24 protein-coding genes are annotated in these 25,961 nt (G+C 64.4%); 14 read left to right on the forward strand and 10 right to left on the reverse strand.

The genetic code is table 11. The features are described 5' to 3' along the window. Positions 1-3 precede the first annotated feature (3 nt). From ABIG06_RS25505 to ABIG06_RS25550, 10 genes are all read left to right on the forward strand, one after another. Positions 4-1,920: a nitric oxide reductase activation protein NorD gene (locus ABIG06_RS25505; protein WP_370139042.1), complete on the forward strand. Its 1,917-nt coding sequence runs from the start codon at positions 4-6 to the stop codon at positions 1,918-1,920. Positions 1,921-1,994: 74 nt separating this feature from the next. Further along, a complete protein-coding gene (locus tag ABIG06_RS25510; RefSeq protein ID WP_370139043.1) occupies positions 1,995-2,657 on the forward strand; it encodes an HAD family hydrolase in 663 nt (220 codons plus the stop codon). 7 nt (positions 2,658-2,664) lie between these two features. Further along, positions 2,665-3,615, forward strand: coding sequence for a sugar-binding transcriptional regulator (locus tag ABIG06_RS25515; RefSeq protein WP_124161398.1), 951 nt, complete (start codon positions 2,665-2,667; stop codon positions 3,613-3,615). Positions 3,616-3,960: 345 nt separating this feature from the next. Beyond that, positions 3,961-5,274, forward strand: coding sequence for an ABC transporter substrate-binding protein (locus ABIG06_RS25520; protein WP_124158355.1), 1,314 nt, complete (start codon positions 3,961-3,963; stop codon positions 5,272-5,274). Between the two features lie 94 nt (positions 5,275-5,368). Continuing rightward, complete coding sequence (locus tag ABIG06_RS25525; RefSeq protein WP_124158356.1) at positions 5,369-6,241, forward strand: carbohydrate ABC transporter permease; 873 nt, start codon at positions 5,369-5,371, stop codon at positions 6,239-6,241. A 3-nt stretch (positions 6,242-6,244) separates the two neighbouring features. After that, entirely contained in the window at positions 6,245-7,075 is an 831-nt protein-coding gene (locus tag ABIG06_RS25530; RefSeq protein ID WP_370139044.1) for a carbohydrate ABC transporter permease, read from the forward strand. A gap of 15 nt (positions 7,076-7,090) precedes the next feature. Beyond that, the gene (locus ABIG06_RS25535) at positions 7,091-8,098 is read left to right on the forward strand and encodes an ABC transporter ATP-binding protein (protein ID WP_370139045.1); all 1,008 of its coding nucleotides are present in this window, start codon (positions 7,091-7,093) and stop codon (positions 8,096-8,098) included. A 30-nt stretch (positions 8,099-8,128) separates the two neighbouring features. Next, positions 8,129-8,902 (forward strand): SDR family NAD(P)-dependent oxidoreductase, encoded by a 774-nt coding sequence (locus ABIG06_RS25540; RefSeq protein ID WP_370139046.1) that lies wholly within the window; start codon positions 8,129-8,131, stop codon positions 8,900-8,902. A 39-nt stretch (positions 8,903-8,941) separates the two neighbouring features. Then, complete coding sequence (locus ABIG06_RS25545) at positions 8,942-10,588, forward strand: FGGY-family carbohydrate kinase (protein ID WP_424578407.1); 1,647 nt, start codon at positions 8,942-8,944, stop codon at positions 10,586-10,588. 4 nt (positions 10,589-10,592) lie between these two features. Next, positions 10,593-11,525 (forward strand): carbohydrate kinase family protein, encoded by a 933-nt coding sequence (locus ABIG06_RS25550; protein WP_370139047.1) that lies wholly within the window; start codon positions 10,593-10,595, stop codon positions 11,523-11,525. Positions 11,526-11,841: 316 nt separating this feature from the next. Here the strand turns inward: ABIG06_RS25550 and ABIG06_RS25555 are convergent, their stop codons facing one another. Further along, positions 11,842-13,089 carry a vanadium-dependent haloperoxidase gene (locus tag ABIG06_RS25555; RefSeq protein WP_370139048.1) on the reverse strand — a complete coding sequence of 416 codons (1,248 nt, stop codon included), beginning with the start codon at positions 13,087-13,089 and terminating at the stop codon, positions 11,842-11,844. Positions 13,090-13,484: 395 nt separating this feature from the next. Continuing rightward, positions 13,485-14,396 carry an arginase family protein gene (locus ABIG06_RS25560; RefSeq protein WP_370139049.1) on the reverse strand — a complete coding sequence of 304 codons (912 nt, stop codon included), beginning with the start codon at positions 14,394-14,396 and terminating at the stop codon, positions 13,485-13,487. A gap of 398 nt (positions 14,397-14,794) precedes the next feature. Here ABIG06_RS25560 and ABIG06_RS25565 point away from each other — a divergent pair, with 398 nt between their 5' ends. Further along, positions 14,795-15,769, forward strand: a complete 975-nt coding sequence (locus ABIG06_RS25565; protein ID WP_370139050.1) for a magnesium transporter CorA family protein — start codon at positions 14,795-14,797, stop codon at positions 15,767-15,769. 141 nt (positions 15,770-15,910) lie between these two features. On the opposite strand, the gene ABIG06_RS25570 is transcribed toward ABIG06_RS25565, so the two are convergent. Together ABIG06_RS25570 and ABIG06_RS25575 are read right to left on the reverse strand one after the other, a co-directional pair. Then, complete coding sequence (locus ABIG06_RS25570) at positions 15,911-16,552, reverse strand: alpha/beta hydrolase (RefSeq protein ID WP_370139051.1); 642 nt, start codon at positions 16,550-16,552, stop codon at positions 15,911-15,913. Next, complete coding sequence (locus tag ABIG06_RS25575) at positions 16,549-17,487, reverse strand: ring-cleaving dioxygenase (RefSeq protein WP_370139052.1); 939 nt, start codon at positions 17,485-17,487, stop codon at positions 16,549-16,551. Before ABIG06_RS25575 ends, ABIG06_RS25570 begins: the two co-directional genes overlap by 4 nt. Before the next feature lie 128 nt (positions 17,488-17,615). Between ABIG06_RS25575 and ABIG06_RS25580 the strand changes: the two genes are divergently transcribed. Then, positions 17,616-18,527, forward strand: coding sequence for a LysR family transcriptional regulator (locus ABIG06_RS25580; protein ID WP_370139053.1), 912 nt, complete (start codon positions 17,616-17,618; stop codon positions 18,525-18,527). A gap of 106 nt (positions 18,528-18,633) precedes the next feature. Here the strand turns inward: ABIG06_RS25580 and ABIG06_RS25585 are convergent, their stop codons facing one another. The 5 genes from ABIG06_RS25585 to cobU all read right to left on the reverse strand — a co-directional run bounded on the left by ABIG06_RS25585 (position 18,634) and on the right by cobU (position 22,476). Further along, positions 18,634-19,623 (reverse strand): phosphatase PAP2 family protein, encoded by a 990-nt coding sequence (locus tag ABIG06_RS25585; RefSeq protein WP_370139054.1) that lies wholly within the window; start codon positions 19,621-19,623, stop codon positions 18,634-18,636. A gap of 346 nt (positions 19,624-19,969) precedes the next feature. Beyond that, complete coding sequence (locus ABIG06_RS25590; RefSeq protein WP_124158368.1) at positions 19,970-20,137, reverse strand: Flp family type IVb pilin; 168 nt, start codon at positions 20,135-20,137, stop codon at positions 19,970-19,972. Positions 20,138-20,556: 419 nt separating this feature from the next. Then, positions 20,557-21,189, reverse strand: a complete 633-nt coding sequence (gene bluB, locus ABIG06_RS25595; RefSeq protein ID WP_370139055.1) for a 5,6-dimethylbenzimidazole synthase — start codon at positions 21,187-21,189, stop codon at positions 20,557-20,559. 4 nt (positions 21,190-21,193) lie between these two features. Next, positions 21,194-21,976: an adenosylcobinamide-GDP ribazoletransferase gene (gene cobS / locus ABIG06_RS25600; protein ID WP_370139056.1), complete on the reverse strand. Its 783-nt coding sequence runs from the start codon at positions 21,974-21,976 to the stop codon at positions 21,194-21,196. Beyond that, positions 21,973-22,476: a bifunctional adenosylcobinamide kinase/adenosylcobinamide-phosphate guanylyltransferase gene (cobU, locus tag ABIG06_RS25605; RefSeq protein ID WP_370139057.1), complete on the reverse strand. Its 504-nt coding sequence runs from the start codon at positions 22,474-22,476 to the stop codon at positions 21,973-21,975. The genes cobS and cobU overlap by 4 nt, the downstream gene beginning before the upstream one ends. Before the next feature lie 121 nt (positions 22,477-22,597). Here cobU and cbiB point away from each other — a divergent pair, with 121 nt between their 5' ends. Together cbiB and cobD are read left to right on the forward strand one after the other, a co-directional pair. Further along, complete coding sequence (cbiB, locus tag ABIG06_RS25610) at positions 22,598-23,539, forward strand: adenosylcobinamide-phosphate synthase CbiB (RefSeq protein WP_245454393.1); 942 nt, start codon at positions 22,598-22,600, stop codon at positions 23,537-23,539. Between the two features lie 11 nt (positions 23,540-23,550). Continuing rightward, positions 23,551-24,516: a threonine-phosphate decarboxylase CobD gene (gene cobD / locus ABIG06_RS25615; protein ID WP_199751306.1), complete on the forward strand. Its 966-nt coding sequence runs from the start codon at positions 23,551-23,553 to the stop codon at positions 24,514-24,516. On the opposite strand, the gene ABIG06_RS25620 is transcribed toward cobD, so the two are convergent. Beyond that, on the reverse strand, positions 24,505-25,953 hold the full coding sequence (locus ABIG06_RS25620; protein ID WP_370139058.1) for a cobyric acid synthase: 1,449 nt from the start codon (positions 25,951-25,953) through the stop codon (positions 24,505-24,507). The genes cobD and ABIG06_RS25620 overlap by 12 nt on opposite strands. Positions 25,954-25,961 lie beyond the last annotated feature (8 nt).

Raw genomic sequence — 25,961 nt, forward strand, 5'->3', positions numbered from 1 at the left:
CCCATGCTCGACTTCCTCGAACTGGAGGAAACGGTCGGTCGCGCCTGGCATCGGATGGTCGGCGACACTTCGAGCTATCCGATTCACGGCGATCACGCCGTCACGCTCGCAGAGGTGAGGAGCCGGCTCGCCGTGATGTTCCGCGCGCTTGGCGGCGAGGCCGGCGTGCAGATCGCGAGCGCAGGCGCACGCCGGGCAGGCCATCGTCTCGGCTGGCGGCAGCGTATCGGCCTCGGAGACGAGCGGCTCGAGCAGCCGGGCCGCGACGCCGCAACCATCTTCCTGCCCGATCGCATCGCGATCTTTCCCGACCGCAACCTGAACGCAGCGCTCTATCGCTGGCTTGCGGCATGGTTCGCGGCCGCGCCGATCGAGGCGATCGCGGAAGTCAATCCGCTGCGGCGGGACCTTTTGGTGTTGCGGCGGGCGAGCGAGACCGCGGTCTGGGTGCTCACGCAATTCCCAGGGCTCGTCGCCGATTACACGCAGCTTGCCGCGGCCACCGCCGAGGCCCGGCCCCGTCGTCCTTTGCCGCGCATCGAGCAAGAGATCGAGCAGATCGTCTTGGCCCTGCTCGGAACCGGAAGAGCGCCCGCAGGCAGGGCGTGGCCGGCGATGATGGGGACGGGCCCGCTGCCGGAAAGAGCGCCGCCGGGCTATCGCTCGATGCTGCCGTGTCCGCTCTGGGGCGATTGCTGGGCGCGCGAGCTCTCGCCCGCACATGCGGGCGAAGACGAATGCGCACCGGGCGCGGAGGCCGCGGCGAAGGACGACCGCAAGCGCTTCGCCGTCCGCGAACGCGAAGACAACGCAAATCGTCGCGATCCCTTCGTGCTCAACCGGTTCGAGAAGATCCTCGCGATGGCCGAGATGGTCAATGTCGACCGCCCGGCTGATGACAGCGAGGACGAGGATGCGCAGAAGGCAGCCGACGATCTCGAGGAGATCACGCTCAGCCGCCGCAGCGGCAAGCCGGCGAGCCGGTTCAAGTTCGATCTCGACCTGCCGCCGGAGGCCCTCGACGCCTCGCAGCTGAATGCGGACCGGACCTATCCCGAATGGGACTATCGCAGCAACTCCTACCTGCCGGATCATTGCCGGGTGCTCGGGGCTGTGGCGTCCGAGGAAGGCGAGAGCTGGACGGCGGATGACGCCATGCGCCGACACATTCGCCAGGTGCGCCGCCGCTTTGAGGTCCTGCGTCCGCGTCACGAAATGATGCGCGCCCAGAGCGACGGACATGATCTCGACCTCGACGCGCTGGTGCGCGCGCGGTGCGACCTCAGTGCCGGGAGTGGCGGCGGTCTCGATCGCATCCATGTCGCGATGCGCCCCCAAGGGCACGATCTCGCCGTCACGCTGCTGGTCGACGTCTCGCTGTCGACCGATGCCTGGGTCGACGGCTATCGCGTGCTCGATGTCGAAAAGGAATCGCTGCTCGTGCTCGCGCACGGGCTGTCGGCTTGCGGCGATCATCACAGCATCCTGACTTTCACCTCGCGTCGACGTTCCTGGATACGGCTCGAGACTGTCAAGGCGTTCGGCGAACCCATGAGCGGAGTCGTCGAGCGCCGCATCGGGGCGCTCAAGCCCGGCTATTACACGCGGATCGGCGCCGCGGTACGCCACGCCTCGGCCGAACTCGCGCGCCAGCCGCAGCGCAAGAAGCTGCTGCTCGTTCTTACCGACGGCAAGCCGAACGACGTCGACCACTATGAGGGGCGCTTTGCGGTCGAAGACACCAGGAAATCCGTGCAGGAAGCGCGTCGGCTCGGCATCGCGGTCTTCGGCGTGACGATCGACGCGGCGGCACAAACCTACTTTCCGACGCTGTTCGGGCGCGGTGGCTACGCCATCGTCGGCAACATCAGGCGCTTGCCGGCGGCGCTGCCGGCGATCTACCGTCAGGTGGCGCATTGACCCGGACGAACTGAACCACGGGTCGTCTTGTGTGAGCTATTGCTCAGAGATTGGGTATATGATCGAATGGCTGGATGACCGAAGGCCAGCGGCAACCCGATCTGATCATCTTCGACTGCGACGGCGTGCTCGTCGACAGCGAGCTATTGAGCTGCCGTTGTCTGTCCGAAGCGCTGGCCGGGGTCGGTCTCGCGCTCAGCGAGGCGCAGGCGCTGGATTTGTTTCTCGGACGCAGCACCAAGGCGATCGAGCAGCATTATCGTGGTCTCGGGCAGTCGCTGCCGGACAGCTTCCTGCCGGGATTGAAGTCACGCGTTCTGGAGACGTTTGCCACATCGCTCGAGACGATTCCGGGGGTAGGGGCGGTGATCTCGCGGCTAACCGTGCCGGTCTGCGTGGCCTCATCGAGCGACATCGATCGCGTCTCGCTGTCGCTCGACGTCACTGGTCTGCGGGCACATTTTGGCGATCGGATCTACACCGCGCAGATGGTCGAGCGCGGCAAGCCGGCGCCCGATCTCTTCCTCTACGCGGCAGAGAAAATGGGGGCGCAACCTCGGCGCACGCTGGTGATCGAGGACAGTGTCAGCGGCGTGCAGGCGGGCAAGGCGGCCGGCATGACCGTCTGGGGATTTGTCGGCGGCAGCCATTATCGTGCTCGCGACGGCCGCGCTATATTGTCCGCCGCCGGGGCCGATCGGGTCTTCGCACACATGAGCGATTTCTGGGAGGCGTGAGGCCCGCATGGCCGCCGAGAACGACAGGTCGAGACTCGACGATGCCGCCCGCGCCGGCTGGCTCTATTTCATCGCCGGCCATACCCAGGACGAGATCGCAAAGATGCTACAGGTCTCTCGCGCCTCGGCGCAGCGGCTCGTCTCGCTGTGCCTGGCCGAGCGGCTCATCACCTTCCGGCTCGAGCATCCCATCGCCGCCTGCATGGAACTGGCGGCGCGCCTGAAGGAGCGGTTCGACCTCGTCCATTGCGAGGTGGTGCCGGCCGATGCCGCCGCGCCGCAGGCGACCGCAGGCATCGCCGAACGCTGCGCCAACCTGCTCGATGCGACGCTGCGCTCGGAAATGCCCGTCATCGTTGCGCTCGGCACCGGCCGGGCAGTACGTGCCGCGGTCGAGCGCGTCACGCCGATCGACCGGCCCAATCACCAGATCGTCTCGCTGGTCGGCAACATCTCCGCCGACGGTTCGGCGAGCTTTTACGACACCGTTGGCCGGCTCGCCGACCGCACCGGTGCGCGTCACTATCCGATGCCGCTGCCGTTCCTGATGTCGTCGGAAGACGAACGCAACAGGATGGTGCGCATTGAACCGATCGCCAGGGTAAAGGCGGTGGCGGCCAAGGCGGATTTGCGTCTCGTCGGTATCGGCCAGATGGACCAGAAAGCGCAGGTCCACATCGACGGCTTCGTCACCCGCGACGAATTGTTCGAGATGATGCGCCTCGGCGCCATCGGCGAGATCACCGGCTGGGCCTATGATTCCAAGGGCCGCCTGCTCAAGGTCGGCACCAACAAGCGCCTGACCAGCATCCCGCCGGAAGTGCCGGCGAAGACCACGACCATTGGGGCAGCTGTCGGTGCAGCCAAGGTCGCGGCAATCGCGGCGGCGCTGAGTGGTCGGCTAATCAACGGGCTCATCACCGACGAGACGACGGCAAGGGCGATTCTGGAGCGGTAGGGCGGAGCTGCGCGGCAATGCGACTCCCCAGCCCTCTCCCCGCTTGCGGGAGAGGGCTGGGGAGAGGGTCTCTCCGCTGGCAAGACTCCCCCAGAGGAGAAGGCCCTCACCCGCATCGCATCCGTCGATGCGATGCGACCTCTCCCGCAAGCGGGAGAGGTGCCGCTGCGCTTACTCCTAACAATTGCGATCGCCTCTGCACCGCAACCACCATCCCTCCCGCACCGCAGCACCCATAAGTTGCGCGGACACCCTCTCGGCTGCTTGACAACGCGCCGTCGTTGCGTTGAACATACGCCCAACGCGTGGGCATATGCTCAAAACGCGAGTTGAGGGGAGGTCACCGTGAAACATGTCCTCGGCGCCGTTTGCGGCGCGTCTTGCTTGCTGCTGGCCGTCCCGGTGATGGCCGAAACGACCCTGACCATCGCCACCGTCAACAACGGCGACATGATCCGCATGCAGGGGCTCACGAGCGAATTCACCAAGAAGAATCCTGATATCACCGTGAAGTGGGTGACGCTGGAGGAGAACGTGCTGCGCCAGCGCGTCACCACCGACATCGCTACCAAGGGTGGTCAGTTCGACGTGCTCACCATCGGCACCTATGAGGTGCCGATCTGGGCGAAGAAGGGCTGGCTGGTGCCGCTCGCCAATCTCGGCGCCGATTACGACATCGCCGACCTCCTGCCCAAGATCAAGGACGCGGTCTCCTCCGAGGGCAAGCTCTATGCCGCTCCGTTCTACGGTGAGAGCTCCATGGTGATGTATCGCACCGATCTGTTCGAGAAGGCCGGCCTGAAGATGCCGGAAAAGCCGACCTGGGATTTCGTCGTCGATGCCGCCAAGAAGCTCACCGATAAGAGCGCCGGCACCTACGGCATCTGCCTGCGCGGCAAGGCCGGCTGGGGCGAGAACATGGCGTTCCTCTCGGCGATGGCCAATTCCTACGGCGCACGCTGGTTCGACGAGAAGTGGGAGCCGCAGTTCAATACGCCGGAATGGAAGGCGACGCTGACGACCTACGTCAATCTCATGAAGGAGGCCGGCCCTCCGGGCGCAAGCTCCAACGGCTTCAACGAGAACCTGGCGCTGTTCAACGCCGGCAAATGCGCGATGTGGATCGACGCCACAGTCGCGGCATCCTTCGTCACCAATCCGAAGGACTCCAAGGTCGCCGACAAGGTCGGCTTTGCGCTCGCGCCCAACACCGGACTTGGCAAGAACGCCAACTGGCTGTGGGCCTGGAATCTCGCAATCCCTGCCGGCTCCAAGAAGACGGACGCGGCCGAGAAATTCATCGCCTGGGCAACGAGCAAGGACTACACCAAGCTGGTGGCCGCGAAAGAGGGCTGGGCCAACGTGCCGCCAGGCACGCGCGCCTCGCTCTACCAGAACCCGGACTACCTCAAGGTCGCGCCCTTCGCCAAGCTGACGCTGGCCTCGATCGACGCCGCCGATCCCAACAAGCCGACGGTGAAGCCGGTGCCTTACGTCGGCGTGCAATACGCCGCGATCCCTGAATTCCAGGGTATCGGCACGCAGGTGGGCCAGCAGTTCTCAGCCGCGCTTGCAGGATCGATGACGGTCGATGCGGCCCTGACCGCCGCGCAATCCGCGACCGAGCGCGAGATGAAGCGCGCCGGCTACATCAAGTGAACCCGGGCTCTTCCTCCTGAGCTCAGACTGGCGGCCATCCACCCCATCCCCGGATGGATGGCCGCCTTCTTCCCCCGAAAAGGAGAAGCCAGGGATGGCGACCCGGCAGACGCAGCTTCTTGCGCGCTCGCTCCTGACGCCGGCGGTCGGGCTGCTGTTCATCTGGATGATCGTCCCGCTCGCGCTGACGCTCTACTTCTCGACGCTGCATTACAGCCTGCTCGATCCCGGCTCGGAATCCTTCGTCGGGCTGGAGAATTTCCGCTACTTCCTCACCGATCCCGCATTCCTTGCCTCGCTCCGGAACACGCTGGTGCTGGTCGGCTCGGTTCTGGCGTTGACCATCCTGCTCGGCATTCCGCTGGCGCTGCTGATGGACCAGCCCGTGATCGGGCGCAATTTCGTCCGGCTGATGGTGATCGCGCCATTCTTCGTGATGCCGACCGTGAGCGCGCTGGTCTGGAAGAACCTGCTGATGCATCCGGTGTCCGGCCTGTTCGCCTGGCTCGCCCAGTTGTTTCACCTGACGCCGATCGACTGGTTCAACGATGTGCCGCTGTTTGCGGTGATCCTGATCGTAACGTGGCAATGGCTGCCCTTCGCGACGCTGATCCTGCTTACCGCGCTGCAATCGCTCGACGAGGAGCAGAAGGAGGCCGCGGAGATGGACGGCGCCAGCGCGGTCTCGACCTTCATCTACATCACTCTACCGCACCTCGCGCGTCCCATCACCGTGGTGATCCTGATCGAGACCATCTTCCTGCTGACTGTATTCGCCGAGATCTTCGTCACGACCGGCGGCGGGCCGGGCCTGCAAACCACCAATATCGCGTTCCTGATCTATTCGCAGGCGCTGATCCAGTTCGACGTCGGCAGTGCCTCCGCGGGCGGCCTCGTCGCGGTGGTCATCGCCAATATCGTCGCCTTCTTCCTGGTCCGCATCGTCGGACGCAATCTGGAGGCCTGAAGCATGGCGCGGATGGCGACGACACGGCGGGTGGTGGTCTCGACGGCGGCAGCCTGGCTGTTCGGCTTCCTGATCTTCTTCCCGATCCTCTGGATGGTGCTGGCGAGCTTCAAGACCGAGCTCGAGGCCTTCGCCATCCCGCCATCGTTCCTGTTCTTCCATTGGACCACGGAAAACTACGCGACCGTCCAGGAGCGCAGCGACTATTTCCACCACGCGATGAACTCGATCATCATCGCGGGCGGCTCGACCCTGATAGCGCTGTTGATCGCCATTCCCGCGGCCTGGTCGATGGCGTTCTCGCCGACCAGGCGCACCAAGGACATCCTGCTCTGGATGCTCTCGACCAAGATGATGCCACCGGTCGGCGTGCTGGTGCCGATCTACCTGATCTACAAGAGCTTCGGCCTGCTCGATTCCCGCATCGGCCTCGTCTTGATTCTCTGTCTCGGCAATTTGCCGATCGTGATCTGGATGCTGTTCACCTATTTCAAGGAGATCCCGCGCGACATCCTGGAGGCCGCGCGCATGGACGGCGCCACGATCGGCCGCGAACTGGTCTATGTCCTGACCCCGATGGCGATTCCGGGGCTCGCATCGACCTTGTTGCTCAACCTGATCCTGGCCTGGAACGAGGCGTTCTGGACGCTCAATCTGTCGACTTCGAACGCCGCGCCGCTCACCACGTTCATCGCGTCCTATTCGAGCCCGGAAGGGCTGTTCTGGGCGAAGCTATCGGCGGCGTCCACGCTGGCGATCGCGCCCATTCTCGTCCTCGGTTGGTTCAGCCAGAAGCAGCTCGTGCGCGGGCTCACCTTTGGCGCGGTGAAGTAGAGGGGCTGCCGGATCATGGGTCAGATCACACTCCAGGGCGTGCAAAAATCCTTCGGCCCCGTGCACATCATCAAGGGCGCCGACCTGGACATCGCCGACGGCTCCTTCGTGGTGTTCGTCGGTCCCTCCGGCTGCGGCAAGACCACGCTGCTGCGGCTGATCGCGGGGCTCGAGGACGTCAGTGGCGGCAAGATCCTGATCGACGGCAGGAACGTCGTCGATACGCCCCCGGCCAAGCGCGGACTGTCGATGGTGTTCCAGTCTTACGCGCTCTATCCGCATATGAGCGTGCGCGGCAATATCGGCTTCGGCCTCAAGATGGCGGGGCTGCCAAAGGACGAGATCAATCGCAAGGTCGAGGCGGCCGCCTCTACCTTGAATCTCACGCCCTATCTCGACCGCAAGCCGCGCGAGCTCTCCGGCGGCCAGCGCCAGCGCGTCGCGATCGGCCGCGCCATCGTGCGCGAGCCCAAGGCGTTCCTCTTCGATGAGCCGTTGTCCAACCTCGACGCGGCGCTGCGCGTGCAGATGCGGATCGAGGTGACGCGGCTGCAGAAGCAGCTCGGCACCACCGCGATCTACGTCACCCACGATCAGGTCGAGGCCATGACCATGGCTGACAAGATCGTCGTGCTCAATAGCGGCAAGATCGAGCAATATGGGTCGCCGCTGGAGCTCTACGAGCGGCCGGCCAACCTTTTCGTCGCCGGGTTCATCGGCTCGCCCAAGATGAACTTCGTCACCGGAGAGCATGCCAAACAGCAGGGGGCGGCCACGATCGGCGTGCGTCCGGAGCACCTCAAGATCGAGCGCGACGGCGGAAGCGGCTGGCAAGGGACGATCGCGGTCGCCGAGCATCTCGGCAGCGACACGTTTCTCTACGTCGATGCCGGTCCGCTCGGCATGCTCACCGCGCGCTACATCGGCGAGTTGAGCCTGCATGCCGGCGACCGCGTGTCGCTGCTGCCGGACCCTGCCCGTATCCACCGCTTCGACGAGAGCGGCAACGCTCTTCGGCGCTGACAAGAAACGCAAGAAGACGGAAAGACGATCATGTATCTGGAGAGATTCAAGCTGAACGGAAAGACCGCGTTCATCACCGGCGGCGGGCAGGGCATTGGCCTCGCCTGCGCCGAAGCGCTGGCCGAGGCCGGCGCCAGGGTCGTGATCGGAGACCGCGACAGCAAGGTCGCCGACAGCGCCAAAGCCGGCCTGAAGGCGAAGGGCTTTGACATCGAGACCGCCATCATGGACGTCACCGACACCAGGCGCGTGGCGGAGGTCGCGAACGACCTCGTCGCCCGCCATGGCAAGGTCGATATCCTCGTCAACAATGCCGGTATCGCGCGCAGCGAGACCCCGGCTGAGACCGTGCCCGACGAGCACTGGCTCAACGTCATCGACGTCAACCTCAATGGCACCTTCTGGTGTTGTCGCGAATTCGGCAAGCACATGCTGAAGGCTGGAAGCGGCGCCATCGTCAACGTCGGCTCGATGTCCGGCTTCATCGTCAACAAGCCGCAGGAACAGTGCTTCTACAACGCCTCCAAGGCCGGCGTGCACCATCTGACCAAGTCGCTCGCCGCCGAATGGGGCGCGCGCGGCATCCGCGTCAATGCGGTGGCGCCGACCTATATCGAAACGCCGCTGAATGCCTTTGTGAAGAGCAATCCGAAGATGTACGACGCGTGGATCGGCGGAACCCCGATGGCGCGGATGGGGCAGGTCGAGGAGATCGCCTCCGTCGTGCTGTTCCTCTCGTCCGAGGCCGCGAGCCTGATGACCGGCAGCATCGTGCTGGTGGATGGCGGCTACACTTGCTGGTAGGCTTGCGTCAAAGCTGGCGAAAAGCGACCGGGAGCGACAATGCCGCGAGTGTATATCGGCGTCGACGTGGGGACCACGAGCACGCGGGCAGGGGTGTTTGACGAGGGCGGCACTCTGCTTGCGGCTGCGCGGCATCCGATCAATATCTGGCACGAGGCCGGCGACATCGTCGAGCAGTCATCCCACGATATCTGGAAGGCCTGCGTGACGTCGGTGCGGGCGGCGATGACGGAAGCTGCGATCGCGCCCGACAGTGTCGGCGGGATCGGTTTTGACGCCACCTGTTCGCTGGCGGTCCTCGATAGGCAGGGCGAGCCGCTCACCGTCAGCGCTTCCGGCGACCCGCAGCGCAACGTCATCGTCTGGATGGATCACCGCGCCACCGCCGAGGCGCGGCTGATCAATGAGACCGAGGATGCAGTGTTGCGCTATGTCGGCGGCTCGATCTCGCCGGAGATGGAGATGCCGAAGCTGTTGTGGCTGAAGCGCCATCTGCGCGCGAGTTTTGACGCCGCAGGTCACTTCTTCGATCTGGCGGACTACCTGACGTGGCGCGCCACCGGCTCGCTGCAGCGCTCGACCTGCACCGTCACCTGCAAGTGGAACTACCTCGCCCATGATGGCGGCGGCTGGAGCGCGCCGTTCTTCAGACGCATTGGTCTGTCCGACTTCGTCGCCGAGAAATACGCGCGCATCGGCACCGAGATCGTCGCACCCGGCACGCGGGTCGGCGCAGGCCTCACGCGCGCTGCCGCGGCCGAGTTCGGCCTCGCCCCGGGCACCCCGGTCGGCGCTTCGCTGATCGACGCGCATGCCGGCGGTATCGGCGCGATCGGCGGCCGAGATGGAGCCGGCGGGGCGAGCGACGTCAGCGACCGTCTGGCCTATATCATGGGAACGTCGGCCTGCATCATGGCGACGACGAAGGAGCCGTGCTTCGTTCCCGGCGTGTGGGGACCTTATTACTCCGGCATGGTCCCCGACTTCTGGCTCAACGAGGGCGGCCAGTCGGCCGCGGGCGCGGCGATCGACCATCTCCTCAAGTCGCATCCCGGTTTCGGCGAGGCGAGCGTGGCGGCACGCAGCGAGGGCCTCGACCTCATCGACTTCCTCGAGCGCCGTATCATCGCGCGCGCCGGCGATGCCAGTCGCGCCGCGCTGCTGGCGCGTGACGTCCACGTCCTGCCCGAATTCATCGGCAACCGCTCGCCTCATGCGGACCCTGATACGCGCGCGGTGATCGCCGGGCTCGATCTCGACACCGACATCGGTTCGATGGAGCGGCTGTTCGTCGCCGGACTCTGCGGACTTGCTTATGGGCTCGCCGAGGTGATCGAGACCTTTGCCGTGCATGGCGTGCGGTCCAGCCTCATGATCATGGGCGGCGGCGCCAGCCGCAGCCCGCTGGTGCGGCAGATCATGGCAGATACGACCGGTCTCACCGTCGCGCTGCCGCAGACGAAGGAGCCGGTGCTGCTGGGCGCCGCGATGCTGGGCGCAGTGGCCGGCGGCGCCTATGCCACCATCGGCGAGACCATGGCCGGGATGTCGGCGCTGGGACGCAAGAGCGAGCCGACTGCGACCGACATGGCCGCGTTTCACGCCCGCAAGCGCGAGGTCTACAAGCTGCTGCGCGCGGTCGATCGCGGCAGCCGCGCCGCGATGCGCAGCGTCGCGCGAGGTTGAAGACATGCTGATTGCCTGCGGCGATGCGCTGATCGATTTCGTACCGACGCGAAACGTCGACGGGCGCGAGGCCGTGATGCCGGCGGTTGGCGGTTCCTGCCTCAATGTCGCGATTGGAATGGCGCGGCTGGGCGCGCCGACCGGTTTCGTCGGCGGCATCTCGACCGATTTGTTCGGGCGGATGATCGCCGATCATGCCGGTGGCTCCAACGTCGACCTCAGCCTCGCCACCCGCAGCGATCACCAGACCACGCTCGCCTTCGTCCGCATCGTCGCCGGCGAGTCGCATTACGCGTTCTACGATGCCGAGACCGCAACGCGGAACTGGACCTACCGGCGCAGGTCCATTCCATTCGCAAGCGTCGAAGCCGTCCATGTCGGCTCGACCACGCTGGTCAACGACCAGGGCGCGGCCGAGACCAGGGCGCTGATCGCAGACGCGCGGGCGTCGTCCACGATCTCCTTCGATCCGAACTGTCGCCCCAACCTGGTCAGCGACAAGCCGGCCTATCTCGCCCGCATGGCCGAGTTCGCGGGAAGCGCCGATCTCATCAAGATGTCGGACGTCGATTTCGCCTATCTCTTCGGCGACGAGCCGTATCGTCAGCGTGCGAGCACGCTGCTCGAACAGGGGGCAAGCCTCATCGTCATCACCCGCGGCAACAATGGCGCGATTGCGTGGCATGCGGGGGCAGGGCAGATCGAAGTCGCCGCGCCGAAGGTTGAGGTCGCCGACACCATTGGCGCCGGCGACAGTTTTCAGGCGGCGCTGCTCGTCGCTCTGCACAGGCAGGGCGCGCTGGCACGCGACAGACTGAGCGAGATCGGAGCGGAAGAGCTCCGCCGCGCACTGTCCTTTGCCGCCAATTGCGCGGGCCTGACCTGCACCCGCCCAGGCGCCGATCCACCCTGGAGCCACGAGATCAGCTGGAATTGAGAGACCGCACGTCATGGCCTCGCGATGTCCGGAATGCCCCGGCGGAGTGCGGCCATGCGCCTGCTGAAATGGACAGCTGCTGCTGTCTAGCCTATGCCTATGAGCAGGCCTTCAACGCGCGCAAGGCCGCCGCCCGGCTTGCCCGCGCTTTAGAGTTCTACCTGCTCTCCTCGCGTGCCTGCCGACGAGCAGGTGCGCCCCCATAGGGGTGCACCAATGTGCGGATGTCCGCTTACGGAGCTAAAGCGCATATACGGCTCCGCCGCCGGGAATGTCGCGCCGTGACCCCACGGAGGCGTTGCGCGAGGCACGTTCACTACTTCGGATCGACGCGCGCTTCCAGGCCACGGAACTGTGTTGCGACAGTCAAATCGCCAATCTTCCCGCCCATTTCCTTGCCGACTTCCGTCGAGAAGCGGTAGTGGAAGCCAGCATAGATCCGTGAATTTGCGACCTCGTCGCTATAGTCCTGGAGCCGCGTCCACTTGCGGGTCACACCGGGCGCGGTAGGGCTGGTCATCGAGAACTCGCCGAACTCGTCACCTACGATACGCCGGAGAACTGTGGAAACCGAAGCAGACACGATGCAATGGGCACACGGGTATTCCGGATGCGGGGGTGTCTCACCGAGCGGCAACCAGGACGATTCGCGTGGCGTCGCCGGGTTCTGCGTGATGTCCGCATTGCGTATGGCCGTCATCGGTCGCCAGAAATTATAATGGTACTTCGCATCGAAGACTGCAACGATCGCATCGTTCGCGGAGATCTCGGCAAGGGCGAAGAGGCGAGCGCAGTCAACCACGTCCATCTGTCTTGCCAATGCTGCTTGCCGGATGATTGGATTAAAGCTGGGAGGCCCTACCAAGAACCAGAATCGTCCTATCGTCGTCTGCTCTGCCGTTCGAATGGCGCTGCTGCGAGCCCCGATCGCGCGAATTTCATTGACGTCCCGGCTCCATGTCTCTGAATCGAGCGCAGGTGGCGGCGCTGGGCGGAATTGCGAGGCCGACGTCATGACCCAGGGGGTCGTCGTTCCAGCCGTCGAAGCGATCGGCACTACGGTAGGCACGTAAACGCCCGCCGTTGTGTAGGGGCGATAGTTCTCCTGAGCGTCACTGCCGTCATCCGCCCGAAACGCGATTACGCCCGCGGCGGCCGTTCTGCCAAGCTCGATTCCGTTTGCCCTTCCTTCCGTGTCCGGGATTCCGGAGAGCGTATTCATCAGCGCCGTATCGAGCGCGTCCTTTTGATCCGGATAGATCGCGACGAGAATGTTGTAGGCTGCTGCTGCCGCCGCCGCCTCCCTCGAGGTAGAACGGTCGGCAACGAGATCCAGCTTGTATGGAGTGTATCGTCTTTCAATCGCATTGACCGCCTCGAACATGGCGACGTGCAGCATCGACATCGTGCGAGCCTGAGGCGCTGGTAGAATCTTCTTGTCAGCGGCAATCGCGTCGGCCTTTGCGTTCCAGTCCATAATCACATCAGCACGGGCCGCACCGATAGAGGCGGCAAGAGCGACGATGGCCAATAGTGGAGATCTGATCTTTAGAAGCGTCTTCATTTTCATGCTCCTCGCTATCAAGGGAGGGTGATGCCTTGCGAAAACGCAAGGACCGTGCAGAACGAAGAAGTGCAGGACGATTCTAAGTGTACAGCACATGAGCGATTGTGAATGATCTTACAATATGCATCTGCTTCTGCCGAAAAAATGCAAAGCGTGGTCCGGCAGAAGAGTAAGTTTGATTGTCTTACCTACCCGCAAGCTCATTCCCGAATGGAGCCGCAACTCAAGCGCATTTGATGTCGAGCTCAGGAGTGCGTTTTCCTGCGACCCTCCATCGCGCGAAGCGCACCGCGCGACGGACACAGCAAAGTCTGTTCGAGCAAGACTGAAGCGTCCCAGTAAGCGAGTGGTTGAGGCCGACGCGGGGAGGATGCCGTCTATCGGAGGAGCAGCTATGCGGCCTGCCTCCGAATGCAACCGAGCGCATTGCAGATGATCCGCGAGATAGCAATCGCTCCGAGATTTTGCACATCGCGCTCGGGAACGAACTCTACGATGTCCAGCCCGACTATTCTGCATTTTGACGCGACACCCCGCATTAATTCAATAACGTCAAAATAGGAGAGGCCCCCTGGCTGTGGTATGAGCACGCCCGGGATGACCGACGGATCGAGACCGTCGCAATCGATGGTGATCAAGCACTCGCCGTCTTCCTCTATCTCTTCGAGAACGCTTGTGATGCCGTGAAGCTGGACATGTCTTGCCGTGAGGATCTTTGCGCCCCACGCCTTTGCATAATCAAATTCGGCAAGGCCAGAGCCGCCGATGCCGCGCAAACCGACCTGCACAATGCGTTTTACCCAGGGCAATTCGCTGGCTCGCCGCATTGTGCTGGAGAATGTGTATCCTGATCCATCTCGCTGATCACGCCAATCGAGATGGGCGTCAATCTGCAGGATCGTCAGTCCTTTGGTTTCGCCGAATGCCTCGAAGAAAGGTATCGGAACCGAGTCATCACCGCCTAGCAGGATCGGAACCGCGCCGACCGAAAGGACGGCTTGCGTGGCTGTTCTGATCGCATCACGGTTGCTCTCGGGTGTCATCGGGTCCGTCACCAAGTTTCCACCGTCCAAGACCCTCATTTTGGTCGGACTGAGCAGCTCGGCTTCTTGATCAAAATCCCAGCGGGTGAGATCACTCTCATAGTGACGCAGAGCGCGACGAATGAGGTCCGGCGCCTTGGCGGCATGGCTCGTCTGACCGACGATGTGCGGCGTGGCATCTGAAGCGCCGAACAAGATCGCATCGGCCGCAGGCAGTGCGGCAGCCAAGTCACAGGCCTCAACACCCAGAAAAGTCGCCATCTCGGGATGCACAACAAACGTCCGTGAATCACCTGCGCGTCTGCTTCAACGTGGATTGCTTGACCGTGTTCCGATCAGGTATCGACGATGTCCTGCGACGCCAGACCGGACGTTGCGGAGAACGCGGCCAGAACAACGCGATTGACCGTGGCAGACGACGGCCGTGTGCTCACTTACCGCTAGCGTAAGTTCGGAGGGCCGGGCGCGAGAATTGGAATGTCGGGGACGCAGATGGAAAGCAAGTGGCCCCAGCCCTTGGCAAACGCTGCAGCCGCTGCTCGCTAAGAGTCCTTGCCGTCGCCGCAAGGGTATTGAACGTTTGGAACCATCATGCGTTAGTCGGCGGATGATGGCCGGATGCACTATCCGGCATGACGATGCGGTCGCGGAGACGGTTCTTGCTCAAGCTGTACAGGTGGCCGTTCGACGACTGGCACGGAATCGGCGCGGAAATGCCCTCGGAGATCATCTGGGCCGATCTCTTGAACGCGACTGACGAGGAAAAGCAGTTCGTCGAACGAGTGCTCGGTATCCGCATTCCCTCGCAAGAGTCCCTCAGCGAGATCGAGGCGTCGAGCCGCCTGATCTTCGAGCACGGCACGCTCTATCTCAGCTCGCCGGCGGTTCGGCTCACCGAGGACGGCGAGGCCGAGATCACGCCCGTGGGATTCGTCATCGGCCCGCGCGTGCTGGTGACGGTGCGCTTTGCGGAGCTGCCGATCTTCGACGACATCGGCAAGCGCATCGGCTCCGACGACAGTCTGGAGAACGGCATGTGCGTGTTCGCCAGCCTGCTCGAGGCCATGATCGATCGCGGCGCCGATGTCCTGGAGCATCTCGGCACCAAGGTCGATCAGCTTTCGCGGGTTGTTTTCAAGGGAGGGCTCGTACACACCCGACGTGCGGTGCGCTCCAGCCGCAGGATGCGCGAGGCCCTGGAGAATCTTGGCGAGCTGGCCGACCGGCTCGCCAAGGCGCGCGATGTTCTGCTTGGGGTCGGTCGCATCGCCTCGTTTGCCGGTGATGTCGGCAGCGAATGGATCACGGCTTCGTCGAAGAAGCGCCTCGAGGCCGTGTCAAAGGACGTCGTCTCGCTCAGCGATTACGAGACGCGATTGTCCGACAAGATCCAGCTGCTGCTCGATGCGGTGCTCGGCTTCATCAACATCCAGCAGAACGAGCTGTTCAAGATCCTGACGATCGTGTCCGTCGTCGGCGTGCCGCCGACGATCCTGGTCGGCATCTGGGGCATGAACTTCAAGCACATGCCCGAGCTGGACTGGACCTTCGGCTATCCGCTGGCCTGGCTCGCCGTCATCGCCAGCGGCGTGCTGCCGCTGATCTGGTTCAAGCGGCGCGGCTGGTTCGACTAAAGTGCGATGAGATCAGGACGAATCGTCATCGCGCTTTAGGTTATTGTTTCAGCGTGATCTTTTCGGAAAACCGCTGCGCACTTTTCCGGATCAAGCTTTAAGCAGCGGCGCACCGATCGAAGGCGATGCGCCGCTGTTTGATCATGCGGCCCTGGCGTCGACGTGGCCGATCCAGTCGCGCGCCAGCGACACGTCGGCCTGCGACAATTGATGGCCTGCCGGCAGGACCTCGTGGGTCACGCTCGCTCCTGCTTGCGACAGCAGCGCAGCGAGCCGTGCCGAATTGCTCGCCGGCACGATCGGATCGGCCTGCCCGGAGAGCAGCAGGACAGGTTTGCCGCCGAGCTGCGCCTTCAGCTGATTGGCCTCGGGCGGATGCGACAGCGGCACCATGGCGCGCAACAGGATCGCGCCCGCGAGCGCCTCCGGCTTCAGCAGCAACAGCGCGGCCGCGATGTTGGCGCCATTTGAGAAGCCGACCGCGACCGGCGCGGCGATGCCATGGCGCTGCTGCGCCTCCGCGACGAAGTCGCCGAGCTCGTGCGCGCGACGGCGCACGTCGTCCTCGTCGAACACGCCCTCGGCGAGCCGGCGGAAGAAGCGCGGCATACCGTGCTCGAGCACGCGGCCGCGCGGCGAGAGCAGGGCGGAGCCGGGCGAGATCATCTTGCCGAGCCCGAGCAGGTCGTTCTCGTCGCCGCCGGTGCCGTGCAGCAGCAGGAGCGGAGGGGAGCCCGCGCCGGTCGCGGGCTCGAAGCGATGGATGAATGCACTTGCGGTCATGACAGGCTCTCCTCCAGGCTCGGCAGCACGTCCTCGATCTGCTTGCGATGCTGTTCGAGGAAAACAGGTAGCTTCAGCTCACGGCCCAGCGTCGCGACGGGCTCGTCGACGGCGAAGCCGGGGATGTCAGTCGCGATCTCGAACAGCACGCCGCCGGGCTCGCGGAAGTAGATCGACCGGAAGTAGTTGCGGTCGCGCTGCTCGGTCGGATGCAGGCCGTGATTGCTCACGAGCTTCTGCGCCATCTTGCCCTGTTCGGCGTCGTCGGCCGCGCGGAAGGCGATGTGATGCACCGAGCCACCGCCCTGATGCCCGCGCAAGAATCCCTTGGCCTCGTAGATGTCGACGATGCTGCCTTCGGCATCGCCCGATGCCTTGAAGCGGATCACCGAGCCTTCGCGTCCGGTCTCCTTGAAGCCGAACACGTCGGTGAGGACGGCGGCCGTCTTCGCCGCGCTGTCGAGCAACAAGGTGACGCCGTGGAAGCCGCGGATCGCATGCTCGGCCGGCACGTCGCCATTGCTCCAGCCGGGCTCGTTCTCGGCACCGGGGACGCCAACCAGAGCCAGGGCCATGCCATCTGGATCGGTGAACGGCAGCACGGACTCGCCGAAGCGCTTCTCCAGCGCCTCGTAGGCAATGCCCTTCTCGGTGAAGCGCTGCGTCCAGTAGCCGAGCGAGCGCTGCGGCACGCGGAAGGCGGTCTGATGGGTCTCGCCGACGCCGCGGCGCCCGGCCGGAACGCCGGCCCAGGGAAAGAAGGTCAGGATGGTGCCGGGGCGCCCGGTCTCATCGCCATAATAGAAATGGTAGGTGCCGGGATCGTCGAAATTGACCGTCTTCTTGACGAAGCGCAGGCCGAGATCCCGGGTGTAGAAGCCGAAATTCCTGATGGGATCGCCGGCAATCGCGGTGACATGGTGCAGTCCAGACATTGTCGTCCTCCAAGATTGGGGAGCGGGCTTGCTCTGGCCGGAAATATCGTTCTGCTTGGGATTGGAGACAATCCATGCAATTATGACGGCTATGTCTACGATTTGGAAACAATCGCCGAGGCGAGCCCTTGGATAAGCTCGGCAGCCTCCGGGCCTTCGTGAAGGTGGTCGAAAGTGGGAGCTTTGCCGAGGCCGGCCGGCAGCTGCGGTTGTCGCGCTCGGCGATCAGCAAATACATCGCCGACCTCGAGGAAAGCCTCGGCGTCCAGCTGTTGAACCGGACCACGCGCCACGCCAGCCCGACCGAGAACGGCCAGCGCTATTTCGAGCGCGCGGTCGTGATCCTCTCGGAGATCGAGGCCGCCGACCAGGCCGTGACGCAGGCGCAGTCGGCGCCGCGCGGCCTGTTGCGGGTCAACGCGCCGATGTCGTTCGGCACCATGCGGCTCGGGCCGGCGCTCGCCGATTTCATGGCGCGCCATGGCGAGCTTCAGCTCCAGATCGTGCTCAGCGACGATCTGCTCGATCCCGTGCAGGACGGTTTCGACGTGACGTTGCGGATCGCGGAGCTGGAATCCTCCAGCCTGATCGCGCGCAGGATCATGCCGGTGGCGCGCATGGTCTGCGCTTCGCCTGATTATCTCGCGCGCCACGGCACGCCTCGACATCCGCAGGATCTGCGCGAACATGTTTCGCTGACCTACGGCTTCCTGCTCACCGGCAACCAGTGGAAGCTCACCGGCGCCGATGGCGATCACTGGATCCAGCCGGCCTGGTCGCTCTGCGTCAACAATGCCGAGGTGCTGCGCGACGTCGCCATCAAGGGCAGGGGGCTCGCGCTCATCCCTGAGTTCATCGCGGCAGATGCCGTGCGGAAAGGCGAGCTGCGCGTCGTGCTCCAGGACTATTCTGCACCGCCACTCGCGCTGTACGCAGTCTATCCGCCGACGCGGCATCTGTCGGTGAAGGTGCGGCTGTTCATCGATTTTCTGGTCGAGCGGTTTGGCCGGAACGACGAAGCGGGTGTGCGGACGCGCTGAGACTTGAGGCCTGAAACGCAGCGGCCAGCGGGCCGATGTCCGTTTGGCCCGGTTGGTGGACTTCGGGCAGCAGCTTCGCGCTCGACCGGCGTTGATCGTCCAGTACCTAATCGGGTGGGAACCCGATCGGGTGCAGCCATGGCCTCCAGTCAATCGGTGAGGGAATAGCTTGCACGAGGTCGTTGCTCGGGCAATGCGCCCGGACGAGCCAAGTCGTTGCAGCAATGGCTCCGCATGCCACGGCAGCGCCGCCAATGACGTCCACTGCATAATGCGCGCCGCAGAGGGGCGTCCCGGCGATGAGAAGGAGATTCAGGGGAACGAGGAAGAAACGCAAGATACGGATCGGCCAAAGAGCCCAAACAAACAAGATGGCATTGGCCGTGTGAAAGCTCGGGAACGAGATCAGCCCCTCCACGGACCGAAAATCGATGACGCGTAGCGTTCCGTTGCGAAGCCCTTCGAGGATAGGGAAATAGCTGTGCCCGCCGCCCGGCAAGATTGATAATTCAGTAGGAGCTTTGTCCAGGTAGATTATCGCGTTTGCGGCCGGAATGAAGCATGCAATCGCGGCGGTTGCCGTTACAGCAACCGCAAATGCGATGATGTAGAACTGCAGTCGGTCAAGCCGTCGGGTCAGAATGGCGGCGGCCAACACCAGGATGTTTTGCGACATCATGGAGTTGTAGGCGAAGGAAAGTACGTTGCGGAGTGCATCGTGCCTGTTCAAGACAGCGAGATAGCTGGCACGATCGAATCCAAGCCATTGATCCACAGCGTGGAGATGCGCGTCGCGGTAAGGCAGCGGCACTGTGGATGCGGCGTAGCTCAGCACGATTCCCATGAGGATCACGACAACGAGCTGACCAAAGCAGATGAGAACGCGCGCGATTTTCGAATTTGGCCGGACGAAACTGAAATAAATCGCGAAGAACGCATAGACCGACATCAAGACGAGGGTCTCGGCTGACACGTCAATGTTGCAGCTTAAACCCACAAGGCTGAGCGAGAGCGCCGCCAAGAGAGCGATCGCCAAGGTGGCCTGCCACGTAATGGTGCACAGCAGTCGGTCATCCGTGTTCGACGGGGCGTGCATTTTTCATTTTCCACATCCTAAGATTGCTGGAGGTGGAGAGCTACCTATCGCCGCACAAAGGAATCCTTAACGCGTCGCCAGCGGAGCAGCTGCCTTTGTAGGAAGGTCAATGAATGATGACCTGCACTGCTTGAAAGTGATGCGGCCAGCTCCGCGCCTGAACCGGAAGCGCTCTTCCTGCCGAGAAGTGCGCCCTGATCTGTTTGGCGCCGAGATGAGGGCGGCTTGGGCACGCTGGCTTTGAAGGGGGAAGCAGGGCGGCGTTGGATTTACCAAAGTGTCCTTGGAGCTCGGATCTCCGGCAGTCCGGCGCTGGGAGGCTGGGCCGCCCCGCTTTTCGTGAAGGTTAGGGTGTAGTCAGCTTGGTGTTGACGCTCGTGAACACGCCGCTCACTGCCGTGCCGGCGTTCTTGACCGCAGCAATGATAGCAAGCGCAATGCCTGCAGCGATCAGGCCATACTCGATCGCCGTAGCGCCGCTTTCGTCAGCCAGGAACCTCTTGAACGTATGCAAGTTCGTCTCCTTATGGTTGTCAGATAGGCGTGTAGCAATTGGTTGTAACAACTTGTTTCTACTCGTGAAGGAATTAAGGAGGCTTGAATCCGAACCGTTAATTTGAGTCCAACTCGAATGTTTCACACGGTTGCTGGAATCCGCGTCAGTGGGATCGCGGCCATCCGCTGCGCAAGATCGTATGTCGGGAACGGCTGTCTTCAGTTTGTCCGGCGAACCGAAGATCGCAGGGAGATCGAGGCGGAAGTCGACGCTTTCGACCCAGCCACGCTGTGGCTCGAGCCGAAGATGAGGCCGCCCGGGCGGGCGGTCGTGCTGTCCCAAAGTGCGATGCGATGAGGATGAATCGTCATCGCGCTTTAGGTTTGTTTAAGCATGATCTTTTCGGAAAACCGCTGAGCACTTTTCCAGATCATGCTTTAGCGCCGCAGCGTGAACTCGTCCGCACCGCGCCGGTGCTCCCATTTCGCCTGCTCCAGCTCGGGCCGGTCGCATTCGATCTCCGGATAGCCGATGCAGAGATAAGCGATGAATTTCCAGGAGCCGGGCACGTCGAGAACGGTGTGGATCCGATCCGGGCTCAAGATTGACACCCAGCCGAGACCGATGCCCTCGGCGCGCGCCGCGAGCCACATTGCGGTGATCGCCGCGACCACGGAATATTCCGTGGTCTCCGGCATCGTCGCGCGACCGAGACCATGCCCGATGTCGCTGGCCTTGTCCGCGAACACCGCGAGGTGACCGGGGGCCTGTTCGAGACCCGAGAGCTTCAGCGCGGCATAGCGCGCGGCGCGCTCGCCGGAATAGCAATTCAACGCGTCGGCGTTGCACGCCTTGAAATCGTCGGTCACGGCCCGGCGTCGCGCGTCGTCGTCGACGGTGACGAAGCGCCAGGGCTGGCTGAGGCCGACCGAGGGCGAAAGGCAGGCCGTCTCGATCAGGCGATCGATGGCGCCGGCCGGCAATGGATCGCTGCGAAAGCGGCGCACGTCGCGGCGCCACACGAACAGCTCGCGCAAGTGCCTGCGGAAGGCGTCGTCGAACTCGACCATGAGGTCAATGTCCCATCTGGAAGGACGCGGCAACCAGCAGGATCAGGATCTCGCCAGTCTGCTCGAACGCCCCGAGGATGTCGCCGGTCTGCCCGCCGATCTGCCGGATGGCAAGCCGCGCCAGCATCAGGCCGGCGAGCGACAGCGAGACCAGGCCGACCAGCGCCTCGCCCGGCCCCAACGCCAGGGCAAGTGCGAGCGTTCCCACAGCGAAGGCAATGGCGACGCTGCGGCCCGGCGGCGATCCGGCGCTGGCCGACAGACCGTCAGGCCGCGCCGGCGCGACCAGCGACATGAAGGCCGGCACGCCGGCACGGGCAGCGGTGTGCGCAGCGCACAGCGCGAGCGTGACGGCCCACGGATCGGCGATCGCCGCAAGGGCGCTCCAGCGCAGGCCGAACGACAGGATCAGTGCGCAAACGCCATAGGTCCCGATCCGGCTGTCGCGCATGATATCGAGCTTGCGCTCGCGCGTCCGGCCGCCGCCGAGTCCGTCCGCGGTATCGGCCAGTCCGTCCTCGTGCAGCGCGCCGGTGATGAGGGTGGTCGTGGCCAGCACGAGCAGGGCGGCAAGGCTCGGTGTCAGTCCGAAGCGAATGGAGATCTTGTAGATCAACGCGCCCGCAAGGCCGACCAGCAATCCCGCGACGGGCAGGGCCCAGGTCGCGCGCGCGATCGCGCCGTCGCCGGCGGGCTTCGACGATGCGACAGGCAGGATGGTGACGAACGACGCTGCGATTCTGAGATCGGCGACGACCTCTCGCAAGAGCTCGGCGCGCGGGATCATTTCAGCTTCATCGGCAGGCCGGCGACGATGAACTCGACCTCGTCGGCGACATCGGCAATGATCTGATTCATGATCCCGGCGGCGTCGCGGAAGCTGCGCGCCAGCGCGTTGTCGGGCACGATGCCGAGGCCGACCTCGTTGGTCACAAGGATGACGGGGCTGCCAAGACGGGGCAGGGCGCCGGCGAGCTCTCGCACGTCCCGCTCCCAGTCGCGCGCCGCATGCATCAGATTGGAGAGCCACAGCGTCAGGCAATCCACGAGCCTCGCGCCGCCGCCCTCGGTCGAGAGCAGCGCCGGCACGAGATCGAGCGGGACCTCGCGCTCGGTCCAATCGGTTCCGCGCCGCGCGCGGTGTCGTGCGATGCGTTCCTGCATTTCACCATCGAGCGCCTCGGCGGTTGCGATGTAGACGGGCTGGCCGGGAAAGCTGCGCGCGCGCGCTTCCGCCCGGGTGCTCTTGCCCGATCGCGCTCCGCCGGTGATCAAGATGACGGCCATGAAGGTCTCCTATCGCCAGCACTAATCATCAAACGCGCCCAAAGACAAAGCCGAAATCAGGCAGCGAGGGGCTTGCACTCGGCCGCCGTCTTGCGCAACAGGGGCGGGACAGGAGCTAGATGTGGGCTTTGCGGGCGCGATGGTGGTGGCGATGGCGGTGGATGCCCTTCTGGGCTGGCCGGCCTGGCTGTTCGCGCGGATCGGCCATCCCGTCACCTGGCTCGGCGGGCTCATTGCGGCCATCGACACCGCCTGGAATCGCGCGTCCGATCCGCCGGCATTGCGCCGGGCCGCGGGCGTCGCCGGCGCGCTTGCGGTGGTCGCGCTCTCTGTAGCGCTCGGCTGGGCGCTGCAATCACTGCTTCCTTCGGGCTGGATCCAGATCGTGCTGATTGGCATCCTGGCCTGGCCATTGGTCGCGCTGCGCTCGCTGCATGATCATGTGGCTGCCGTCGCCACGCCCTTGCTGGCCGGCGACGTTGCCGCGGCGCGCGATGCGGTCTCGCGCATCGTCGGCCGCGATCCCGCAAGCCTCGATGAGGCCGGCATCGCACGCGCGGCGATCGAGAGCCTTGCCGAAAACACCTCCGACGGCATCGTCGCGCCGGTGTTCTGGGGCGCGCTGTTGGGCTTGCCCGGTATCCTCGGCTACAAGGCGATCAACACGCTGGACTCCATGATCGGCCATCGCAGCGAACGGCACGAAGCCTTTGGATGGGCGGCGGCGCGCATCGACGATGTCGCCAATTTCATCCCGGCGCGGCTGACCGGATTTCTGTTCGTGCTGCTGGCACCGCAGCGGTCGGAAGCATTGGCCTGCATGACGCGCGATGCGCGCCGTCATCGCTCGCCGAACGCCGGCTGGCCGGAAGCGGCCATGGCGGGCGGGCTCGGCGTGCGGCTGAGCGGCCCCCGCATCTATCATGGCAGCGCGACCGACGAGCCCTGGCTGAACGAAGGCGCGCGCGATCCGCGTGCTGCCGACATCGCGGAGGCGCTGACCGTCTACCGTCGCGCCATGTCGCTGGTCGCAGGCCTGCTTGCGATCCTGGCCTTCGCGTGACAGAACGGGGCATGCGCGAGCATGGTGGAAATCTGGACCAAGCCCAGCAGCGTTTTGGCGGACGCGTGGAGGACTGGATCGATCTGTCGACCGGGATCAACCGGGTGCCCTATCCCGTGGGTGAGGTGAGCGCGCGCGCGTGGACTGCACTGCCGTCGCGTGCCGAGATCGAGGCCCTGCATCGGGCCGCGCAGCAGGCCTATGCGACGACCGCGCACATTGCAGCTACGGCAGGTGCGCAGGCCGTCATTGAGCTCTTGCCGCGCCTTGCGCCGCGTGGTCGAGCCCGCATTCTCGCTCCGACCTACAATGAATACGCTGCGGTTCTGTCGGGCTCGGGCTGGGAGGTTACCGAAGTCTCGGCCCTCGACGAACTTGCCGGAGCGGATCTAGCCGTAGTCGTCAATCCCAACAATCCCGATGGGCGGCACTATAAGCAGGCTGAACTGCTCGCGCTGATGCCGCGTCTCGGTCGGCTGGTCGTCGACGAGAGCTTCTGTGACGCAATTCCGGAGCTTTCGTTGGCGCCCGGGGCGGGCAGGCGCGATCTCCTGATCCTGCGCTCCTTCGGAAAGTTCTATGGACTTGCGGGATTGCGGCTCGGTTTCGCTATTGGTGGGGATAGGGACATCGCTGGAATATCTGCGATGTCAGGTCCGTGGCCGGTGTCGGGTGCCGCGATTGCAATTGGCTGCCGTGCCCTGCGCGATGACGCATGGGCCAAGGCAACATCGGCGCGGCTAGCGAGGGACAGTGCTCGCCTCGACGACATGGTGCAGTCGCAGGACTGGCGACTGGTCGGCGGCACGCCGTTGTTTCGTCTCTACGAAACGCCTGACGGACTCGCCGCGCAGGAGAAATTGGCGCGCAGCCACATCTGGTCCCGCGTCTTCGCGCAACAGCCGACATGGCTGCGCCTCGGGCTTCCCGGCAGCGAAGCCGAATGGACGCGCCTTGCCGAGGCCCTAGCGCGCTAGCGCGAGCAGGCCTTCGACGTCGAGATGCTTTTCGATGTGATCGGCCAGCGCTTCGAGCGCGCTCTCGACCCTGGCGTGATAGGGCTCGTCGCCCGCGGGAATGTCGAGCTTGGCGAGGTAGGCCTTGCGGAAATCATCCGATGTGAACAGGCCGTGCAGATAGCTGCCTTGCACGCGGCCATCCTGCGAGATCGCGCCTTCCGGCTCGCCGTTCAGTTTCGCGAACGGGCGGGCGCGATCGGGGCCGTCGGTGTGGCCGATATGGATTTCGTAGGCTTCGATCGGCTGCTCCGTGACGGCATGCACGGCCGCAACCCGCGTCAGCGTCTTCTGCGGGCTCATCACCGTCTCGACATCGAGAAGCCCGAGGCCCGGCGTGTCGCCCGCAGGTCCCTCGATGCCTTCGGGGTCGGCGACGCTGCGTCCCAGCATCTGATAGCCGCCGCAGAGGCCGAGCACATGGCCGCCCCTGCGGTGGTGGGCGAGCAGGTCGATGTCCCAGCCCTGCGCACGAAGGAAGGCGAGGTCGCCCCGGGTTGATTTCGACCCGGGAATGATGACGAGGCGCACGTCGCCCGGGATCGCCTCGCCCGGGCGCACCATCACGAGATCGACGCCCGGCTCGAGCTTGAGGGGATCGAGATCATCGAAATTGGCGATGCGCGATAGCGCGAGGCAGGCGATCTTGCATCGGCCCGGCTTTCGCGCGTCACTCAGGCCCAGCGCATCCTCGGCCGGCAGCTCGCCGGCGCGCGGAAACCAGGGCAGCACGCCAAGGCCGCGCCATGCGGTCTTTTGCTCGATCAGATTGTAGCCGTCGTCGAACAGGGTGGGGTCGCCGCGGAACTTGTTGATGACGAAGCCAGAGATCATCGCGGCATCGTCGGGGTCGATCACCGTCTTGATGCCGACCAGCTGGGCGATGACCCCGCCGCGATCGATGTCGCCGACCAGCACGACCGGCACATTCGCCTTGCGGGCAAAGCCCATGTTGGCGATGTCGGACTTGCGCAAATTCACCTCGGCGGGGCTGCCGGCGCCTTCGACCAGCACCAGGTCAGAGCGCGCCTTAAGCCGTTCAAAGCTCTCCAGCACCGCGCCCATCAGCGACGGCTTCATCTCCGCGTAGTCGCGCGCGCGTGCGGTCGCGATGCGCTTGCCATGGACCACGACCTGCGCGCCGACATCGGTCTCGGGCTTGAGCAGCACCGGGTTCATGTCGGTGTGCGGCTCGACGCCGGCGGCGAGCGCCTGTAGCGCCTGGGCCCGGCCGATCTCACCGCCGTCGACCGTGACCGCGGCGTTGTTCGACATGTTCTGCGGCTTGAAGGGCAGCACGCGCAGGCCGCGCCGCGTGAAGGCACGCGCAAGGCCGGCGACGATGAGCGACTTGCCCACGTCCGAGCCGGCTCCCTGGATCATCAATGCGCGCGTCATCGTCGAAG

Origin of the sequence: Bradyrhizobium sp. USDA 326 (assembly GCF_049739485.1) — a bacterium.
Lineage (GTDB): Bacteria > Pseudomonadota > Alphaproteobacteria > Rhizobiales > Xanthobacteraceae > Bradyrhizobium.

Coding starts and splice junctions, on each gene's coding strand:
- ABIG06_RS25540 (WP_370139046.1), top strand. CDS start 8,129: ATGTATCTGGAGAGATTCAAGCTGAACGGAAAGACCGCGTTCATCACC.
- ABIG06_RS25555 (WP_370139048.1), bottom strand. CDS start 13,089: ATGAAGACGCTTCTAAAGATCAGATCTCCACTATTGGCCATCGTCGCT.
- ABIG06_RS25620 (WP_370139058.1), bottom strand. CDS start 25,953: ATGACGCGCGCATTGATGATCCAGGGAGCCGGCTCGGACGTGGGCAAG.
- ABIG06_RS25575 (WP_370139052.1), bottom strand. CDS start 17,487: ATGTCTGGACTGCACCATGTCACCGCGATTGCCGGCGATCCCATCAGG.
- ABIG06_RS25545 (WP_424578407.1), top strand. CDS start 8,942: ATGCCGCGAGTGTATATCGGCGTCGACGTGGGGACCACGAGCACGCGG.
- ABIG06_RS25550 (WP_370139047.1), top strand. CDS start 10,593: ATGCTGATTGCCTGCGGCGATGCGCTGATCGATTTCGTACCGACGCGA.
- bluB (WP_370139055.1), bottom strand. CDS start 21,189: ATGGTCGAGTTCGACGACGCCTTCCGCAGGCACTTGCGCGAGCTGTTC.
- cobS (WP_370139056.1), bottom strand. CDS start 21,976: ATGATCCCGCGCGCCGAGCTCTTGCGAGAGGTCGTCGCCGATCTCAGA.
- ABIG06_RS25525 (WP_124158356.1), top strand. CDS start 5,369: ATGGCGACCCGGCAGACGCAGCTTCTTGCGCGCTCGCTCCTGACGCCG.
- ABIG06_RS25510 (WP_370139043.1), top strand. CDS start 1,995: ATGACCGAAGGCCAGCGGCAACCCGATCTGATCATCTTCGACTGCGAC.
- cobU (WP_370139057.1), bottom strand. CDS start 22,476: ATGGCCGTCATCTTGATCACCGGCGGAGCGCGATCGGGCAAGAGCACC.
- ABIG06_RS25585 (WP_370139054.1), bottom strand. CDS start 19,623: ATGCACGCCCCGTCGAACACGGATGACCGACTGCTGTGCACCATTACG.
- ABIG06_RS25570 (WP_370139051.1), bottom strand. CDS start 16,552: ATGACCGCAAGTGCATTCATCCATCGCTTCGAGCCCGCGACCGGCGCG.
- ABIG06_RS25560 (WP_370139049.1), bottom strand. CDS start 14,396: ATGGCGACTTTTCTGGGTGTTGAGGCCTGTGACTTGGCTGCCGCACTG.
- cobD (WP_199751306.1), top strand. CDS start 23,551: ATGCGCGAGCATGGTGGAAATCTGGACCAAGCCCAGCAGCGTTTTGGC.
- ABIG06_RS25515 (WP_124161398.1), top strand. CDS start 2,665: ATGGCCGCCGAGAACGACAGGTCGAGACTCGACGATGCCGCCCGCGCC.
- ABIG06_RS25505 (WP_370139042.1), top strand. CDS start 4: ATGCTCGACTTCCTCGAACTGGAGGAAACGGTCGGTCGCGCCTGGCAT.
- ABIG06_RS25530 (WP_370139044.1), top strand. CDS start 6,245: ATGGCGCGGATGGCGACGACACGGCGGGTGGTGGTCTCGACGGCGGCA.
- ABIG06_RS25535 (WP_370139045.1), top strand. CDS start 7,091: ATGGGTCAGATCACACTCCAGGGCGTGCAAAAATCCTTCGGCCCCGTG.